Raw genomic sequence first — 17,662 nt, 5'->3', positions numbered from 1 at the left:
GTTATTACCCAAAAGCCGGTAAAACGGCTTTTGGGTAATGGGTTCTCAAGAGGATGGTTGCGAATCGGCGTGCAAGGCAATCCGGCCTGCACAAGGATTTCGGAACGAGATTGACGATCCATGATTGACGGTGTCGCCTGGCCAGCGGTGACCGTCTGTTGCAGGCCCGGGTGCAAACTGACAAGGAGCGACGATGGCTCAGACCCTTACCTTTAACGGTCGCAGGCGCGTACGCAAGTTTTTCGGAAAAATTCCAGAAGTCGCAGAAATGCCGAACCTTATCGAGGTTCAGAAGGCATCTTATGATCAGTTCCTCATGGTTGACGAGCCCAAGGGTGGCCGTCCCGACGAGGGGCTGCAAGCCGTTTTCAAGTCTGTCTTCCCCATCACCGACTTTTCCGGTGCTTCGATGCTCGAATTCGTATCCTACGAATTCGAGCCGCCGAAGTTCGACGTGGATGAGTGCCGCCAGCGCGACCTGACCTATGCCGCGCCGCTGAAGGTGACGCTGCGCCTCATCGTATTCGATATCGATGAGGATACGGGCGCCCGCTCGATCAAGGACATCAAGGAACAGTCCGTCTACATGGGCGACATGCCGCTCATGACCAACAACGGCACGTTCATCGTCAATGGTACCGAGCGCGTCATCGTTTCGCAGATGCATCGCTCTCCGGGCGTGTTCTTCGACCACGACAAGGGCAAGAGCCACTCCTCGGGCAAGCTATTGTTCGCTGCCCGCGTTATCCCCTATCGCGGTTCCTGGCTCGATATCGAATTCGACGCCAAGGACATCGTTCACGCCCGTATCGACCGCCGCCGCAAGATCCCCGCGACCTCGCTGCTGATGGCGCTTGGCATGGATGGTGAAGATATTCTCTCCACCTTCTACTCCAAGGCTGTATACCAGCGCGACGGCAAGGGCTGGCGCGTTCCCTTCCAGCCGGAAACGCTGAAGGGCGCCAAGACCATTGTCGACATGATCGACGCCGATAGCGGCGAAGTGGTTGTGGAAGCCGGCAAGAAGCTGACCCCGCGCCTGCTGCGTCAGCTTTCCGAAAAGGGCCTGAAGGCTCTGAAGGCCTCCGATGAGGATCTTTACGGCAACTATCTGGCTGAAGACATCGTCAACTTCCGCACCGGCGAAATCTACATGGAAGCCGGCGACGAGATCGACGAAAAGACGCTGCCTGTCATTCTCGATGCCGGTTTTGAGGAAATCCCGGTTCTGGGCATCGACCATGTGAATGTCGGCGCCTATATCCGCAACACGCTGGCTGCCGACAAGAACGAGAACCGTCAGGACGCTCTGTTCGACATCTACCGCGTCATGCGTCCGGGTGAGCCCCCGACCATGGAATCTGCGGAAGCCATGTTCAACTCGCTGTTCTTCGACGCCGAGCGCTATGATCTCTCGGCTGTCGGCCGCGTGAAGATGAACATGCGTCTGGACCTCGACGTTCCGGATACCGTTCGCGTCCTGCGCAAGGAAGACATTCTCGCTGTCGTCAAGATGCTCGTTGAGCTGCGTGACGGCAAGGGGGAAATTGACGATATTGACAACCTCGGAAACCGCCGCGTTCGCTCGGTCGGTGAGCTGATGGAGAACCAGTATCGCCTGGGTCTGCTGCGCATGGAGCGCGCCATCAAGGAACGCATGTCGTCTATCGAAATCGACACCGTCATGCCGCAGGACCTGATCAACGCCAAGCCGGCTGCTGCTGCCGTTCGCGAATTCTTCGGTTCGTCGCAGCTCAGCCAGTTCATGGACCAGGTGAACCCGCTGTCGGAAATCACCCACAAGCGCCGTCTTTCGGCCCTTGGTCCGGGTGGTCTGACCCGCGAGCGTGCAGGCTTCGAAGTCCGCGACGTTCACCCGACGCATTACGGTCGTATCTGCCCGATCGAAACGCCGGAAGGCCCGAACATCGGTCTGATCAACTCTCTGGCGACCTTTGCCCGCGTCAACAAGTATGGCTTCATCGAAAGCCCGTACCGCAAGATCGTTGACGGCAAGGTGACGAGCGACGTGATCTACCTCTCCGCCATGGAAGAGGCGAAGTATTACGTGGCCCAGGCCAATGCGCCGCTGGAAACGGATGGCTCCTTCTCGGAAGAATTCGTGGTCTGCCGTCATTCCGGCGAAGTGATGCTCGCTCCGCGTGACACCATCAACCTGATGGACGTTTCGCCGAAACAGCTCGTCTCCGTTGCTGCCGCTCTCATTCCGTTCCTGGAAAACGATGACGCCAACCGCGCGCTCATGGGCTCGAACATGCAGCGTCAGGCCGTGCCGCTGCTGCGTGCCGAAGCTCCGTTCGTCGGAACCGGCATGGAGCCGATCGTGGCGCGTGACTCCGGTGCTGCCATCGGCGCTCGTCGCGGCGGCGTGGTGGACCAGGTGGATGCGACCCGTATCGTTATCCGCGCCACCGAAGATCTCGATCCGTCCAAGTCCGGCGTCGATATCTACCGGCTGCAGAAGTTCCAGCGTTCGAACCAGAACACCTGCGTCAACCAGCGTCCGCTGGTGACCGTCGGTGACGTGATCGGCAAGGGCGACATCATCGCTGACGGTCCGTCCACGGATCTGGGCGACCTGGCGCTTGGCCGCAACGCGCTCGTCGCGTTCATGCCGTGGAACGGGTATAACTATGAGGACTCGATCCTCATGTCCGAGCGCATCGTTTCGGAAGATGTCTTCACCTCGATCCATATCGAGGAATTCGAAGTCATGGCCCGCGACACCAAGCTCGGCCCGGAAGAAATCACCCGCGATATTCCGAATGTTTCGGAAGAAGCGCTGAAGAACCTCGATGAAGCCGGTATCGTCTATATCGGTGCTGAGGTTCAGCCGGGTGACATTCTGGTCGGCAAGATCACGCCGAAGGGCGAAAGCCCGATGACGCCGGAAGAAAAGCTTCTGCGCGCCATCTTCGGTGAAAAGGCATCCGACGTTCGCGATACCTCCATGCGCATGCCGCCCGGCACCTTCGGGACGGTCGTCGAAGTTCGTGTTTTCAACCGCCACGGCGTTGAAAAGGACGAGCGCGCCATGGCGATCGAGCGCGAGGAAATCGAGCGTCTCGCCAAGGACCGTGACGACGAACAGGCGATCCTGGACCGCAACGTCTATGGCCGTCTGCTCGACATGCTGCGCGGTCAGGTGTCGATTGCCGGTCCGAAGGGCTTCAAGAAGGGCGTCGAACTGTCCAACGCCGTCGTCTCCGAATATCCGCGCTCGCAGTGGTGGATGTTCGCCGTCGAGGATGAGAAGGTTCAAAGCGAGCTGGAAGCCTTGCGTGGCCAGTACGACGAATCCAAGTCGCGCCTTGAACAGCGCTTCATGGACAAGGTCGAAAAGGTCCAGCGCGGTGATGAAATGCCTCCGGGCGTGATGAAGATGGTCAAGGTCTTCGTCGCCGTGAAGCGCAAGATCCAGCCGGGCGACAAAATGGCCGGCCGTCACGGCAACAAGGGTGTCGTCTCGCGCATCGTGCCGATCGAAGACATGCCGTTCCTGGAAGACGGCACGCATGTCGACATCGTGCTGAACCCGCTTGGCGTTCCTTCGCGTATGAATGTCGGTCAGATCCTTGAAACCCACCTTGCCTGGGCTTGCGCCGGCATGGGTCGCAAGATCGGCCAGATGCTTGAGGATTATCGCAAGCATCTTGATATCAGCGAGCTGAAGGAGACCCTGACCGACGTCTATGCGAGCCAGTCGCATGACGAGGTGTCGAAATTCGATGATGACGCGCTGGTGCGTCTGGCCGAGCAGTCGAAGCGCGGCGTTTCCATCGCAACGCCGGTCTTCGACGGTGCGCATGAAACGGATGTTTCCGCCATGCTGACCAAGGCCGGGCTCGATCCGTCGGGTCAGTCGGTTCTCTATGATGGCCGTACAGGCGAACCCTTCGACCGCAAGGTCACGGTTGGCTACATGTACATGATCAAGCTGAACCACCTGGTCGACGACAAGATCCACGCTCGTTCGATCGGTCCTTACTCGCTCGTCACCCAGCAGCCGCTCGGTGGTAAGGCGCAGTTCGGCGGTCAGCGCTTCGGGGAAATGGAAGTCTGGGCTCTGGAAGCCTATGGTGCTGCATACACCCTCCAGGAAATGCTCACCGTGAAGTCGGACGACGTGGCAGGCCGTACCAAGGTCTACGAGGCGATCGTTCGCGGCGACGACACGTTCGAAGCCGGTATTCCGGAAAGCTTCAACGTTCTGGTCAAGGAAATGCGCTCGCTCGGTCTCTCGGTGGAGCTGGAAAATTCCAAGCTCGCGCCTGAAGAGGCGGCCAGCGAATTGCCGGACGCTGCGGAGTAACAGAGACAGTGGGGCGCGCGCCCGATTGGCGCGCGCCATGTCTCCTTCTGGTTGAAGAATTTCAATCAGAAGGGGACTTTTGCCGCATTCAGCGGTTATTGTCGTTTTAAGGTTCCTTTCGGCATCCCGGGAATTTGCCGTGAGTGAACCAAGCTCGAGGGCTTTAGGCCCCATAAGGAGATAGGCATGAACCAAGAGGTCATGAACCTTTTCAACCCGCAGATGCCTGCACAGCACTTCGATTCCATCCGGATTTCGATTGCGTCCCCTGAGAAGATTCTCTCCTGGTCCTACGGCGAAATCAAAAAGCCGGAAACCATCAACTACCGCACGTTCAAGCCGGAGCGCGACGGCCTGTTCTGCGCGCGCATCTTTGGTCCGATCAAGGACTATGAGTGCCTGTGCGGCAAGTACAAGCGCATGAAGTACAAGGGCATCATCTGCGAAAAGTGCGGCGTGGAAGTCACGCTGTCGCGCGTTCGCCGTGAGCGCATGGGCCATATCGAGCTCGCTGCGCCGGTTGCCCATATCTGGTTCCTGAAGTCGCTGCCGTCGCGCATTTCCACGCTGCTGGACATGACGCTGAAGGATGTCGAGCGCGTTCTTTATTTCGAGAACTACATCGTCATCGAGCCGGGCCTTACCGCACTGAAGCAGAACCAGCTTCTGTCCGAAGAAGAATACATGATGGCGGTCGATGAATATGGTGAAGACCAGTTCACGGCCCAGATCGGCGCCGAAGCGATCTACGAAATGCTCGCTTCGATGAATCTTGAGCGCATCGCGGGCGATCTGCGTTCGGAACTGGCGGATACCACGTCGGATCTGAAGCAGAAGAAGCTGATGAAGCGTCTGAAGATCGTCGAGAACTTCATGGAATCCGGCAACCGTCCGGAATGGATGATCATGAAGGTCGTTCCGGTGATCCCGCCGGATCTGCGTCCGCTCGTGCCGCTGGATGGCGGCCGCTTCGCGACGTCGGACCTGAACGATCTCTATCGCCGCGTCATCAACCGTAACAACCGTCTGAAGCGGTTGATCGAACTGCGCGCTCCGGGCATCATCATCCGTAACGAAAAGCGCATGCTGCAGGAATCGGTGGACGCGTTGTTCGACAACGGTCGCCGTGGCCGCGTCATCACCGGCGCCAACAAGCGCCCGCTGAAGTCGCTGTCAGACATGCTGAAGGGCAAGCAGGGCCGCTTCCGCCAGAACCTGCTCGGCAAGCGCGTCGACTATTCCGGCCGTTCGGTTATCGTGACGGGTCCGGAACTGAAGCTGCACCAGTGCGGCCTGCCGAAGAAGATGGCGCTGGAACTGTTCAAGCCGTTCATCTACGCCCGTCTCGACGCCAAGGGTTACTCCTCCACCGTCAAGCAGGCCAAGAAGCTGGTCGAAAAGGAAAAGCCGGAAGTCTGGGATATCCTCGACGAGGTCATCCGCGAGCATCCGGTTCTCTTGAACCGCGCACCGACGCTGCACCGCCTGGGCATCCAGGCCTTCGAACCGATCCTGGTCGAAGGCAAGGCCATCCAGTTGCACCCGCTCGTCTGCACGGCCTTCAACGCCGACTTCGACGGCGACCAGATGGCCGTTCACGTGCCGCTGTCGCTGGAAGCCCAGCTCGAAGCCCGCGTGCTGATGATGTCGACCAACAACATTCTGCACCCGGCCAACGGCGCGCCGATCATCGTTCCGTCTCAGGACATGGTTCTCGGCCTCTACTACCTGTCGATCATGAACCAGAACGAGCCGGGCGAAGGAATGGCCTTCTCCGATCTCGGCGAGTTGCATCACGCGCTGGAAAACAAGGTCGTCACCCTGCATGCCAAGATCAAGGGTCGCTTCAAGACCGTTGATGCCGAAGGCAAGCCGGTGTCGAAGATCTATGAAACCACGCCTGGCCGCATGATCATCGGTGAACTGCTGCCGAAGAATGCCAATGTGCCCTTCGACATCTGCAACCAGGAAATGACCAAGAAGAACATCTCCAAGATGATCGACACGGTCTATCGTCACTGCGGTCAGAAGGACACGGTGATTTTCTGCGACCGGATCATGCAGCTCGGCTTCCGCCATGCCTGCCGCGCCGGTATTTCCTTCGGCAAGGACGACATGGTCATCCCGGATTCGAAGGCGAAGATCGTTGGCGACACCGAAGCGCTGGTGAAGGAATACGAACAGCAGTACAATGACGGCCTGATCACCCAGGGCGAAAAGTACAACAAGGTTGTCGACGCCTGGGGCAAGGCGACCGAAAAGGTTGCCGAAGACATGATGGCCCGCATCAAGGCCGTCGAGTTCGATCCGGAAACCGGTCGTCAGAAGCCGATGAACGCCATCTATATGATGTCCCACTCCGGTGCGCGTGGTTCTCCGAACCAGATGCGTCAGCTGGGCGGCATGCGCGGCCTCATGGCCAAGCCGTCGGGTGAAATCATCGAGACGCCGATCATCTCGAACTTTAAGGAAGGCCTGACCGTTAACGAGTACTTCAACTCGACCCACGGTGCCCGTAAGGGTCTGGCAGACACCGCCTTGAAGACTGCAAACTCGGGTTACCTGACCCGCCGTCTGGTCGACGTGGCGCAGGATTGCATCGTCAACCTCGTAGATTGCGGCACCGACAAGGGCCTGACCATGACGGCCATCGTCGATGCCGGTCAGGTTGTTGCCTCCATCGGCGCGCGCGTTCTCGGTCGTACGGCTCTGGACGATATTGATCATCCGGTCACCGGTGAGCGTATCGTCGATGCCGGACGCATGATCCTCGAGGCCGATGTCATCGAAATCGAGAAGGCTGGCATTCAGTCCATCCGCATTCGCTCGGCCCTGACCTGCGAAGTGCAGACGGGCGTCTGCTCGGTCTGCTACGGCCGTGACCTTGCACGCGGTACGCCGGTCAACATGGGTGAGGCCGTCGGCGTTATCGCCGCACAGTCCATCGGTGAGCCGGGTACCCAGCTGACCATGCGTACCTTCCACCTGGGCGGTACGGCGAACGTTGTTGACCAGTCGTTCCTCGAAGCCTCTTACGAAGGCACGATCCTGATCAAGAACCGCAACATGCTGCGCAATTCTGAAAACGTCTTCGTGGCGATGGGCCGTAACATGGCCATCACCATCCTTGACGAGCGTGGCGTCGAACGGTCTTCGCAGCGCGTTGCCTATGGTTCGAAGATCTATGTGGACGACGGCGACAAGGTGAAGCGCGGTCAGCGTCTGGCGGAGTGGGACCCCTATACCCGTCCGATGATGACGGAAGTGGCTGGTGTCGTGCAGTTCGAGGACCTGGTCGACGGTCTCTCCATGCAGGAAGCGACCGACGAATCCACTGGTATCACCAAGCGTCAGGTTATCGACTGGCGTTCGACCCCGCGCGGTTCCGACCTCAAGCCGGCCATCGTCATCAAGGACGCTTCCGGCAACGTGGTTCGCCTGTCGCGTGGCGGTGAAGCCCGCTTCCAGCTGTCGGTTGACGCCATTCTCTCGGTCGAGCCGGGTCAGAAGGTCAGCCAGGGTGACGTGCTTGCCCGTTCGCCGATGGAAAGCGCCAAGACCAAGGACATCACCGGTGGTCTGCCGCGCGTTGCCGAACTGTTCGAAGCCCGCCGTCCGAAGGATCACGCCATCATCGCCGAGATCGATGGTACGATCCGCCTGGGACGCGACTATAAGAACAAGCGTCGCGTCATCATCGAGCCGGCGGAAGACGGTGTCGAGCCGGTCGAATACCTGATCCCAAAGGGCAAGCCCTTCCACCTTCAGGAAGGCGACTATATCGAAAAGGGTGATTACATCCTCGACGGTAATCCGGCGCCGCACGACATTCTGGCGATCAAGGGCGTGGAGGCTCTGGCTTCCTACCTCGTGAACGAAATCCAGGAAGTCTACCGTCTGCAGGGCGTTGTCATCAACGACAAGCACATCGAGGTGATCGTTCGCCAGATGCTGCAGAAGGTCGAGATCACCGACGCTGGCGACAGCCAGTACATCGTTGGTGACAATGTCGACCGGATCGAGCTGGAAGATGCCAATGAGCGGCTCATCGAAGAAGGCAAGAAGCCTGCCTTCGGCGATCCTGTTCTGCTCGGCATCACCAAGGCTTCGCTGCAGACGCCGTCCTTCATCTCGGCTGCATCCTTCCAGGAGACCACCAAGGTTCTCACGGAAGCTGCCATTGCCGGCAAGATGGACACGCTGCAGGGTCTCAAGGAAAACGTCATCGTCGGTCGCCTTATCCCTGCTGGTACCGGCGGCACCATGACGCAGATCCGCCGCATCGCCACCTCGCGCGACGACCTCATCCTTGAGGAACGCCGCAAGGGAACAGGTGCGGATATCGCAACCCCGATGCTGCGCGACATGGCGGGCGAGGGTGCCTCCGCTGCCGAATAAGGCTTGCGGAGCTTGGAAATAGAAAAGCCGTCGGGAGCGATCCCGGCGGCTTTTTTGTTGTTACGCATGTCTGGATCGAAAATCCCTTTCCTGTTTCCTGGAATGCTTTTGCACTCAGGAAGGTTGAGAAAGGAGGGGCAGGGCGATGGCGTGGCCATAGCCCAATAGTTTGGCGGCGTGCGTAATGGGTATCCAGGTGAAGGCAAGCCTGATCGGCGCATCACCGCCCGCCGGTGTCATTTCAAAATGCTCCCAGGCTTCTGGGGGTGTCTCTTTCACAGGCAGGTGAAAGAAGTGCCGCCGGTGAATGAATGTCCCGGTGATGGCTGGATCGTGAAAATCAAAACAGTTCAGAAATCGAATGTCGCCGGTGACGGGGAGGCCGGTTTCCTCCTGAAATTCCCGAAGAGCGGCCTCGCGAGGCATTTCACCTTCTTCGATCGTGCCGCCGGGCACTTGCGGCAGAAGATGAGGGTCATCGGGCTCGGTAAAGGCGAGCAGGCGGTCCGCAAAGGTTGCGTAGATCAGGGCCTTGTGCTTGACCGCCGCTTGCATGATGTTTTACCCAAAGCGAATGATCGCCACTTCGCCTTCCAGCGCGCCCTGATAGGCGGAGGCATGCGGCTCTTCCTCCGGCACTTCCATCACCATGCCGATCTGGTCGAGGTCGGCTTCCAGAAAGCCTTCTTCCGCAAGCGCGTTCAGCGCTTCGCGCACGGCCGTATCATCATCCGGGGCCTGCAGAAGAATATGAAGGTCTATACCGGTATCATCGCCTTCCTCATAGGCTTTGGCAATGATGATGAAGACCATCGGAGCATCAGAATTATTGTCATTGACGGGTGGCGTGATCATCCGATCGTCCTTGAGTGAGATGTGCTTCAGGTTTGGCCTGTCTGTTCTCAAACGCGCCGTGAAGCCGGAAGTTCACCAAGGTCGAAGACAGTGCAGACAGCGCGATTCGCATGTGGGGTAACGACCCGGCAACACACGCTGGCGCTTGCCTGAAGTCTTAGCGAAACAGCGGCCAAATGCGAGCGGAAATCCATTGCCTTCCCGGGAAAAAAGCTGATAAGAAGACATATGAACGTCACAAACCGGCGAAACCGGGTTTGCCGCCATTAATTTGACGCCAAGGCTTGACGGAACGGGGTGAAAACAGTAGTACGCCCCGCATCGGAGCCAATGTGAGGTTACGCTTTTCGGAACGCCTCGTCCCGGACTTTTCCTCAAACAGGGCTCCAAGCGCACATTGAACAGACGAATGCTGCACGCATGACGCACCTTTCGGTGCGTCCTCTGCTTTTTGTGGTCCATCCGGAAATGCGGATCGGGCCACATTCGCGCATGACGCAAGAGTGCGGCCACCGCCGGAAACGGCAAGACACCGGGCCTCGAAGGGGCCTCAGACTTAAAACATAAGGGATGGTTAGATGCCTACCGTAAATCAGCTGATCCGCAAGCCGCGTCAGGCGCAGGTAAAGCGTAATAAGGTTCCTGCCCTGCAGGAAAATCCGCAGAAGCGTGGTGTTTGCACCCGCGTTTACACCACGACCCCGAAGAAGCCGAACTCGGCTCTGCGTAAGGTTGCCAAGATCCGTCTGACCAATGGCTTCGAAGTCATCGGTTACATTCCGGGTGAAGGCCATAACCTGCAGGAACACTCTGTCGTCATGATCCGTGGCGGCCGCGTCAAGGACTTGCCGGGTGTGCGTTACCACATCATTCGCGGCGTTCTCGATACGCAGGGTGTCAAGAACCGTAAGCAGCGCCGTTCCAAGTACGGTGCGAAGCGTCCGAAGTGATTTCGGTCGTTTATTGAGTTTTCCGGCGCTGCGCGAGGTTCTCCGCGTGGTAAAGCGCCTTAACGTTTGAGAGACAAGAATATGTCCCGTCGCCATAGAGCTGAAAAGCGCGAAATCAATCCGGATCCGAAGTTCGGGGATCTGGTTGTCACCAAGTTCATGAATGCCATCATGCTGCACGGCAAGAAGTCTGTTGCCGAAAGCATTGTGTACGGTGCCTTCGACGCCGTACAGGCAAAGTCCAAGCAGGAGCCGATCGCAATCTTCCATCAGGCGCTCGACAATGTCGCGCCGCATGTTGAAGTGCGCTCGCGCCGCGTTGGTGGTGCAACCTATCAGGTCCCGGTCGACGTGCGTCCGGAGCGCCGTCAGGCGCTCGCAATCCGCTGGCTGATTACCGCTGCCCGCAAGCGCAACGAGACCACCATGGTTGATCGTCTTTCCGGCGAATTGCTGGATGCTGCGAACAATCGCGGCTCCGCCGTCAAGAAGCGTGAAGACACGCACAAGATGGCAGACGCGAACCGCGCCTTCTCGCATTACCGCTGGTAATCAAGACGATCGTATTTCGAAAGGCAGTCCAAAATGGCTCGCGAATATAAAATCGAAGACTACCGCAACTTCGGCATCATGGCGCATATCGACGCCGGCAAGACGACCACGACCGAGCGTATCCTGTACTACACAGGCAAGTCGCACAAGATCGGCGAAGTTCACGATGGCGCAGCCACGATGGACTGGATGGAGCAGGAGCAGGAGCGTGGTATCACCATCACCTCCGCTGCCACCACGACCTTCTGGAAGGGCCGTGACGGCAAGATGCGCCGCTTCAACATCATCGACACGCCCGGCCACGTTGACTTCACCATCGAAGTCGAGCGCAGCTTGCGCGTTCTCGACGGTGCCATCGCGCTGCTCGACGCCAATGCCGGCGTTGAGCCGCAGACGGAAACCGTATGGCGTCAGGCTGAGAAGTATCATGTTCCGCGCATGATCTTCTGCAACAAGATGGACAAGACCGGTGCTGACTTCTACCGCTCGGTGGAAATGATCAAGACCCGTCTCGGCGCCACCGCTGTTGTCATGCAGCTGCCGATCGGCGCTGAAACCGAGTTCAAGGGCGTTGTCGACCTGATCGAGATGAATGCTCTCGTCTGGCGCGATGAATCGCTCGGCGCTCAGTGGGATGTCGTTGAAATCCCGGACGATCTGAAGGACAAGGCCGAAGAATATCGCGAAAAGCTGATCGAGACGGTTGTCGAGATCGACGAAGAAGCGATGGAAGCCTATCTGAACGGCGAAATGCCGAGCAACGACAAGATCCGTGAACTGGTTCGCCGCGGCACGATCGACGTCAAGTTCCACCCGATGTTCTGCGGCACGGCCTTCAAGAACAAGGGCGTGCAGCCGCTGCTCGACGCCGTTGTCGATTACCTGCCGTCCCCGCTGGACATTCCGGCCATCAAGGGCATCGACTTCAAGACCGAAGCCGAAATCGAGCGTCACGCTGACGACAGCGAGCCGCTTTCGATGCTGGCCTTCAAGATCATGAACGACCCCTTCGTCGGTTCGCTCACCTTTGCCCGTATCTATTCCGGCAAGCTCGAAAAGGGCGCTTCGGTCATGAATACGGTCAAGGACAAGCGCGAGCGCGTCGGCCGTATGCTGCAGATGCACTCCAACAGCCGTGAAGACATCGAAGAAGCCTTCGCTGGCGACATCGTTGCTCTGGCCGGTCTGAAGGAAACCACCACGGGTGACACGCTCTGCGATCCGCTGAAGCCGGTTATCCTCGAGCGCATGGAATTCCCCGAGCCGGTCATCCAGATCGCGATCGAGCCGAAGTCCAAGGGCGACCAGGAAAAGATGGGCCTCGCGCTCAACCGTCTGGCTGCTGAAGATCCGTCCTTCCGCGTGAAGACCGACCATGAGTCCGGTCAGACCATCATCGCTGGCATGGGCGAACTTCACCTGGACATCATCGTCGACCGCATGCGTCGCGAGTTCAAGGTTGAAGCCACGGTTGGTGCTCCGCAGGTTGCTTACCGCGAAACCATCACCAAGGCGCATGAAGAAGATTACACGCACAAGAAGCAGTCCGGTGGTACCGGTCAGTTCGCGCGCGTCAAGATCATCTTCGAACCGAACCCGGAAGGCGAAGACTTCAAGTTCGAATCCAAGATCGTCGGCGGTGCTGTTCCGAAGGAATACATCCCGGGCGTTCAGAAGGGTATCGAAAGCGTTCTGACCTCCGGTCCGCTCGCTGGCTTCCCGATGCTCGGCGTCAAGGCGACGCTGGTCGACGGTGCATTCCACGATGTTGACTCGTCGGTTCTCGCCTTCGAAATCGCATCGCGCGCCTGCTTCCGTGAAGCAGCCAAGAAGGCTGGTGCACAGCTGCTCGAGCCGATGATGAAGGTCGAAGTCGTCACGCCGGAAGACTATGTGGGTGACGTGATCGGCGATCTGAACTCCCGCCGTGGTCAGATCCAGGGCCAGGAAAGCCGCGGCGTTGCCGTGGTGATCAACGCTCACGTGCCGCTGGCGAACATGTTCAAGTACGTCGACAACCTGCGCTCCATGTCGCAGGGCCGCGCTCAGTACTCCATGGTGTTCGACCACTATGCGCCGGTACCGAACAACGTCGCCGCCGAAATCCAGGCAAAGTACTCCGGTCAGAAGTGACCGGAGCCACTTAACCTTAAAAAACAATAGTTTTCCCGAACAGGGATAAAGAACGGAGAGCCGAAAATGGCAAAGAGTAAGTTTGAGCGCAACAAGCCGCACGTTAACATTGGCACGATCGGCCACGTTGACCATGGCAAGACGTCTCTGACGGCAGCAATCACGAAGTTCTTCGGCGAGTTCAAGGCGTATGACCAGATCGACGCTGCTCCGGAAGAGAAGGCTCGTGGTATCACGATCTCGACGGCGCACGTTGAGTATGAGACGGCTGCTCGTCACTACGCTCACGTTGACTGCCCCGGCCACGCCGACTACGTTAAGAACATGATCACGGGTGCAGCGCAGATGGACGGCGCGATCCTGGTTTGCTCGGCTGCTGACGGCCCGATGCCGCAGACGCGCGAGCACATCCTGCTGGCCCGTCAGGTTGGCGTTCCGGCGATCGTTGTGTTTCTGAACAAGGTTGACCAGGTTGACGACGCCGAGCTTCTGGAACTCGTCGAGCTTGAAGTTCGTGAGCTTCTGTCGTCCTACGACTTCCCGGGCGATGACATTACGGTTGTTAATGGCTCTGCTCTTGCTGCTCTTGATTATTCCAACAAGACTATCGGTGAAGACGCGATCCGCGAGCTGATGGCTCAGGTTGACGCCTACATCCCGACGCCTGAGCGTCCGATCGACCAGCCGTTCCTGATGCCGATCGAAGACGTGTTCTCGATCTCTGGCCGTGGTACGGTTGTGACGGGCCGCGTTGAGCGTGGTATCATCAAGGTTGGTGAGGAAATCGAAATCGTTGGCATTCGCGCCACGACGAAGACGACCTGCACGGGCGTTGAAATGTTCCGCAAGCTGCTCGACCAGGGTCAGGCCGGCGACAACATCGGTGCGCTGCTGCGCGGTGTGAACCGTGACGGCGTTGAGCGTGGCCAGATCCTGTGCAAGCCGGGTTCGGTCAAGCCGCACAAGAAGTTCAAGGCTGAAGCCTACATCCTGACGAAGGAAGAGGGCGGCCGTCATACGCCGTTCTTCACGAACTACCGTCCGCAGTTCTACTTCCGCACGACGGACGTTACGGGCATCGTGACGCTTCCGGAAGGCACGGAAATGGTTATGCCGGGCGACAACGTCACGGTTGACGTTGAGCTGATCGTTCCGATCGCGATGGAAGAAAAGCTGCGCTTCGCTATCCGCGAAGGCGGCCGTACCGTTGGTGCAGGTATCGTTGCCTCCATCATCGAGTAATAGCTGATCCCCAGATTGAATGGGCGCGGCCGTTAAGGCCGCGCTTATTTTTTGAAGACCATGTTGACGATTCGGGTGGGACGGTGTATGCCCCGCCTCACACAAAACAGACGGGCAGTTTGTTCGTCTGTCTTTTGGCTCTGCTAGGTTTTGTGGTTCTTTGGAACTGCGCGGGTAGGGCCCTGATACGGTAAAGTGACAGAGCCTCTGCTCTGTGATTTTTGACAATACGGGGCCGACCAGCATTGGTAATTCACTGTCTCTGCGCATGCGGGACGCAAGAAAAGAAACAAGGACAAGTCGAATGAACGGCCAGAATATCCGCATCCGCCTCAAGGCGTTTGATCACCGGGTTCTCGATGCCTCCACCCGCGAGATCGTTTCGACCGCGAAGCGCACCGGTGCAAGCGTCCGCGGCCCGGTACCGCTTCCGACCCGTATTGAAAAATTCACTGTCAACCGTTCGCCTCACGTCGATAAGAAGAGCCGTGAACAGTTCGAGATGCGCACCCATAAGCGCCTTCTCGATATCGTAGATCCGACCCCGCAGACTGTCGACGCGCTGATGAAGCTCGACCTTGCTGCCGGCGTGGACGTCGAAATCAAGCTTTAAGAAGAAATTCCGGCGAGAGCCGTAATAACAAGGAAGGTACGTGGCAAGACCTGCCAACGTCTTCTCGAAACGGGAAACCTGAAGGTCCGGAAGGGCTGGAATGGAATCCTTAAACAAAGAGGCAAGTCCGGGCTGTGAAGCCTCGACGGGACTCTCAAGAGGAATGAACCTATGCGTTCAGGTGTTATTGCACAGAAAGTAGGGATGACCCGGGTCTATAATGACGCCGGCGAGCATATCCCGGTGACGGTACTGCGCTTGGATAACTGCCAGGTGGTTGCTCAGCGCACCGTAGACAAGCACGGCTACACCGCTGTTCAGCTCGGTGCTGGTCAGGCCAAGGTCAAGAATACGTCCAAGGCCATGCGCGGCAATTTCGCAGCCGCCAATGTCGAGCCCAAGGCCAAGCTGGTCGAGTTCCGGGTGACGGAAGACAACCTCATCGAGGTTGGTTCGCAGCTTACCGCCGGTCACTTTGCTGCCGGTCAGCTCGTCGACGTTACCGGCACCACGATCGGTAAGGGTTTTGCCGGTGCCATGAAGCGTCACAACTTCGGTGGTCTTCGCGCAACGCACGGCGTTTCGATCTCGCACCGTTCGCACGGTTCGACGGGTTCGAACCAGGATCCGGGCCGCGTTTGGAAGGGCAAGCGCATGGCTGGTCACATGGGCCAGACGCGCGTCACCACCCAGAATCTCGAAGTCGTTTCGACCGATGAAGATCGCGGTCTGATCCTTGTGAAGGGCGCTGTTCCCGGCTCCAAGGGTTCCTGGATCATCGTGCGCGACGCCGTCAAGTCGGCTGCGAAGTAAGGGAGCCCGTTATGGAACTCAACGTCAAGACACTCGATGGCAAGGACGCAGGCAAGGTTTCTCTGTCCGACGCCATTTTCGGCCTCGAGCCGCGTGAAGACATCATTGCCCGCATGATCCGCTGGCAGCTCGCCAAGAAGCAGCAGGGCACGCACAAGTCCAAGGGCCGTTCGGAAGTCTCCCGCACCGGCTCGAAGATGTACAAGCAGAAGGGCACGGGTCGCGCTCGTCACCATTCTGCCCGCGCTCCGCAGTTCCGCGGCGGTGGTAAGGCTCATGGTCCGGTTGTCCGCAGCCACGAGATCGATCTGCCGAAGAAGGTTCGTGCGCTCGCTCTGCGTCACGCTCTGTCGGCAAAGCTCAAGGCTGACGAACTGATCATCGTCGATCAGCTGGTTGCTGCAGAAGCCAAGACCAAGGCGCTCGTCGGTTCGTTCGAAGCTCTCGGCCTCAGCAATGCGCTGGTAATCGGCGGCGCTGAACTCGACAGCAATTTCAAGCTCGCAGCCCAGAACATCCCGAATGTCGATGTTCTCCCGGTCCAGGGCATCAATGTTTACGACATCCTGCGTCGCGGCAAGCTCGTGCTTTCCAAGGCTGCGGTTGAAGCTCTGGAGGAGCGGTTCAAATGACTGATCTTCGCCACTACGACGTGATCGTATCTCCTTCGATCACGGAAAAGTCCACTCTGGTATCGGAACAGAACCAGGTGGTCTTCAACGTTGCCAAGACTGCTTCCAAGCCTGAAATCAAGGCTGCCGTAGAAGCACTCTTCGGTGTCAAGGTCACGGCCGTGAACACGCTCGTCCGCAAGGGCAAGATCAAGCGTTTCCGCGGTTTCGCCGGTAAGCAGAAGGACGTGAAGAAGGCGATCGTTACGCTCGCCGAGGGTCAGTCCATCGACGTCACCACCGGTCTCTGAGGAACAGAAAAATGGCATTGAAAAGCTTCAATCCCACGACTCCGAGCCAGCGTCAGCTGGTCATCGTTGACCGTTCGGGGCTCTGGAAGGGCAAGCCGGTCAAGACTCTGACCGAAGGTCTGTCGAAGAGCGGTGGCCGTAACAACTTCGGTCGCATCACCGCCCGCTTCATCGGCGGCGGTCACAAGCGCAGCTACCGCCTGGTAGACTTCAAGCGTCGCAAGTTCGACGTTGAAGGCACGGTCGAGCGTCTGGAATATGACCCGAACCGGACCGCGTTCATCGCGCTGATCACCTATACCGATGGTGAGCAGGCCTATATCCTGGCTCCGCAGCGCCTTGCTGTCGGCGACAAGGTCATTGCTTCGGACAAGGCTGTGGACGTCAAGCCCGGCAACACCATGCCGCTGCAGTACATCCCGGTTGGCTCGATCGTTCACAACGTTGAAATGAAGCCCGGCAAGGGTGGTCAGATCGCTCGTTCGGCTGGCACCTACGTTCAGCTGGTCGGTCGCGATGCAGGCATGGCGATCCTTCGCCTGAACTCCGGCGAGCAGCGTCTCGTTCCGGGTTCCTGCCTGGCCACGGTTGGCGCTGTTTCCAACCCGGACCACGGCAACATCAACGACGGCAAGGCCGGTCGTACCCGCTGGCGCGGTAAGACCCCGCATAACCGCGGTGTTGTCATGAACCCGGTCGACCACCCGCACGGTGGTGGTGAAGGCCGCACCTCCGGTGGCCGTCACCCGGTTACCCCGTGGGGCAAGCCGACCAAGGGCAAGCGCACGCGCAAGAACAAGTCGACCGACAAGTTCATCATGCGTTCTCGCCACCAGAAGAAGAAGTAAGAG

At 58.5% G+C, this 17,662-nt stretch carries 13 protein-coding genes; 11 read left to right on the top strand and 2 right to left on the bottom strand.

Features of this window, described 5'->3' with window-relative positions; genetic code table 11:
• Positions 1-193: 193 nt before the first annotated feature.
• Entirely contained in the window at positions 194-4,333 is a 4,140-nt protein-coding gene (gene rpoB / locus QO005_RS01285; RefSeq protein WP_307156161.1) for a DNA-directed RNA polymerase subunit beta, read from the top strand.
• A gap of 186 nt (positions 4,334-4,519) precedes the next feature.
• The gene (rpoC, locus tag QO005_RS01280) at positions 4,520-8,731 is read left to right on the top strand and encodes a DNA-directed RNA polymerase subunit beta' (RefSeq protein ID WP_307156160.1); all 4,212 of its coding nucleotides are present in this window, start codon (positions 4,520-4,522) and stop codon (positions 8,729-8,731) included.
• Between the two features lie 114 nt (positions 8,732-8,845).
• Here the strand turns inward: rpoC and QO005_RS01275 are convergent, their stop codons facing one another.
• Together QO005_RS01275 and QO005_RS01270 are read right to left on the bottom strand one after the other, a co-directional pair.
• Positions 8,846-9,286, bottom strand: coding sequence for an NUDIX hydrolase (locus QO005_RS01275; RefSeq protein WP_307156159.1), 441 nt, complete (start codon positions 9,284-9,286; stop codon positions 8,846-8,848).
• A 6-nt stretch (positions 9,287-9,292) separates the two neighbouring features.
• Positions 9,293-9,586 carry a transcriptional regulator gene (locus QO005_RS01270; RefSeq protein ID WP_307156158.1) on the bottom strand — a complete coding sequence of 98 codons (294 nt, stop codon included), beginning with the start codon at positions 9,584-9,586 and terminating at the stop codon, positions 9,293-9,295.
• 578 nt (positions 9,587-10,164) lie between these two features.
• Between QO005_RS01270 and rpsL the strand changes: the two genes are divergently transcribed.
• The 9 genes from rpsL (at position 10,165) to rplB (ending at position 17,659) form a co-directional block, all read left to right on the top strand.
• Positions 10,165-10,536: a 30S ribosomal protein S12 gene (gene rpsL, locus QO005_RS01265; RefSeq protein WP_003507760.1), complete on the top strand. Its 372-nt coding sequence runs from the start codon at positions 10,165-10,167 to the stop codon at positions 10,534-10,536.
• An 81-nt stretch (positions 10,537-10,617) separates the two neighbouring features.
• A complete protein-coding gene (gene rpsG / locus QO005_RS01260; RefSeq protein WP_307156157.1) occupies positions 10,618-11,088 on the top strand; it encodes a 30S ribosomal protein S7 in 471 nt (156 codons plus the stop codon).
• Between the two features lie 33 nt (positions 11,089-11,121).
• Positions 11,122-13,221 (top strand): elongation factor G, encoded by a 2,100-nt coding sequence (fusA, locus tag QO005_RS01255; protein WP_307156156.1) that lies wholly within the window; start codon positions 11,122-11,124, stop codon positions 13,219-13,221.
• A gap of 66 nt (positions 13,222-13,287) precedes the next feature.
• On the top strand, positions 13,288-14,463 hold the full coding sequence (tuf, locus tag QO005_RS01250; protein ID WP_307156155.1) for an elongation factor Tu: 1,176 nt from the start codon (positions 13,288-13,290) through the stop codon (positions 14,461-14,463).
• Between the two features lie 304 nt (positions 14,464-14,767).
• A complete protein-coding gene (gene rpsJ / locus QO005_RS01245) occupies positions 14,768-15,076 on the top strand; it encodes a 30S ribosomal protein S10 (RefSeq protein ID WP_006728688.1) in 309 nt (102 codons plus the stop codon).
• A gap of 171 nt (positions 15,077-15,247) precedes the next feature.
• Complete coding sequence (gene rplC, locus QO005_RS01240; protein ID WP_307156154.1) at positions 15,248-15,889, top strand: 50S ribosomal protein L3; 642 nt, start codon at positions 15,248-15,250, stop codon at positions 15,887-15,889.
• Positions 15,890-15,900: 11 nt separating this feature from the next.
• A complete protein-coding gene (gene rplD / locus QO005_RS01235) occupies positions 15,901-16,521 on the top strand; it encodes a 50S ribosomal protein L4 (protein ID WP_307156153.1) in 621 nt (206 codons plus the stop codon).
• Entirely contained in the window at positions 16,518-16,811 is a 294-nt protein-coding gene (locus QO005_RS01230) for a 50S ribosomal protein L23 (RefSeq protein ID WP_307156152.1), read from the top strand. The genes rplD and QO005_RS01230 overlap by 4 nt, the downstream gene beginning before the upstream one ends.
• An 11-nt stretch (positions 16,812-16,822) precedes the next feature.
• Positions 16,823-17,659 carry a 50S ribosomal protein L2 gene (rplB, locus tag QO005_RS01225; protein WP_307156151.1) on the top strand — a complete coding sequence of 279 codons (837 nt, stop codon included), beginning with the start codon at positions 16,823-16,825 and terminating at the stop codon, positions 17,657-17,659.
• The last annotated feature ends 3 nt before the right edge of the window (positions 17,660-17,662 follow it).

Source organism: Allorhizobium paknamense (assembly GCF_030815125.1).
In the GTDB taxonomy this organism is placed as follows: Bacteria; Pseudomonadota; Alphaproteobacteria; order Rhizobiales; family Rhizobiaceae; genus Allorhizobium; species Allorhizobium paknamense.
This window is presented reverse-complemented; position numbering and strand designations above follow the sequence as displayed.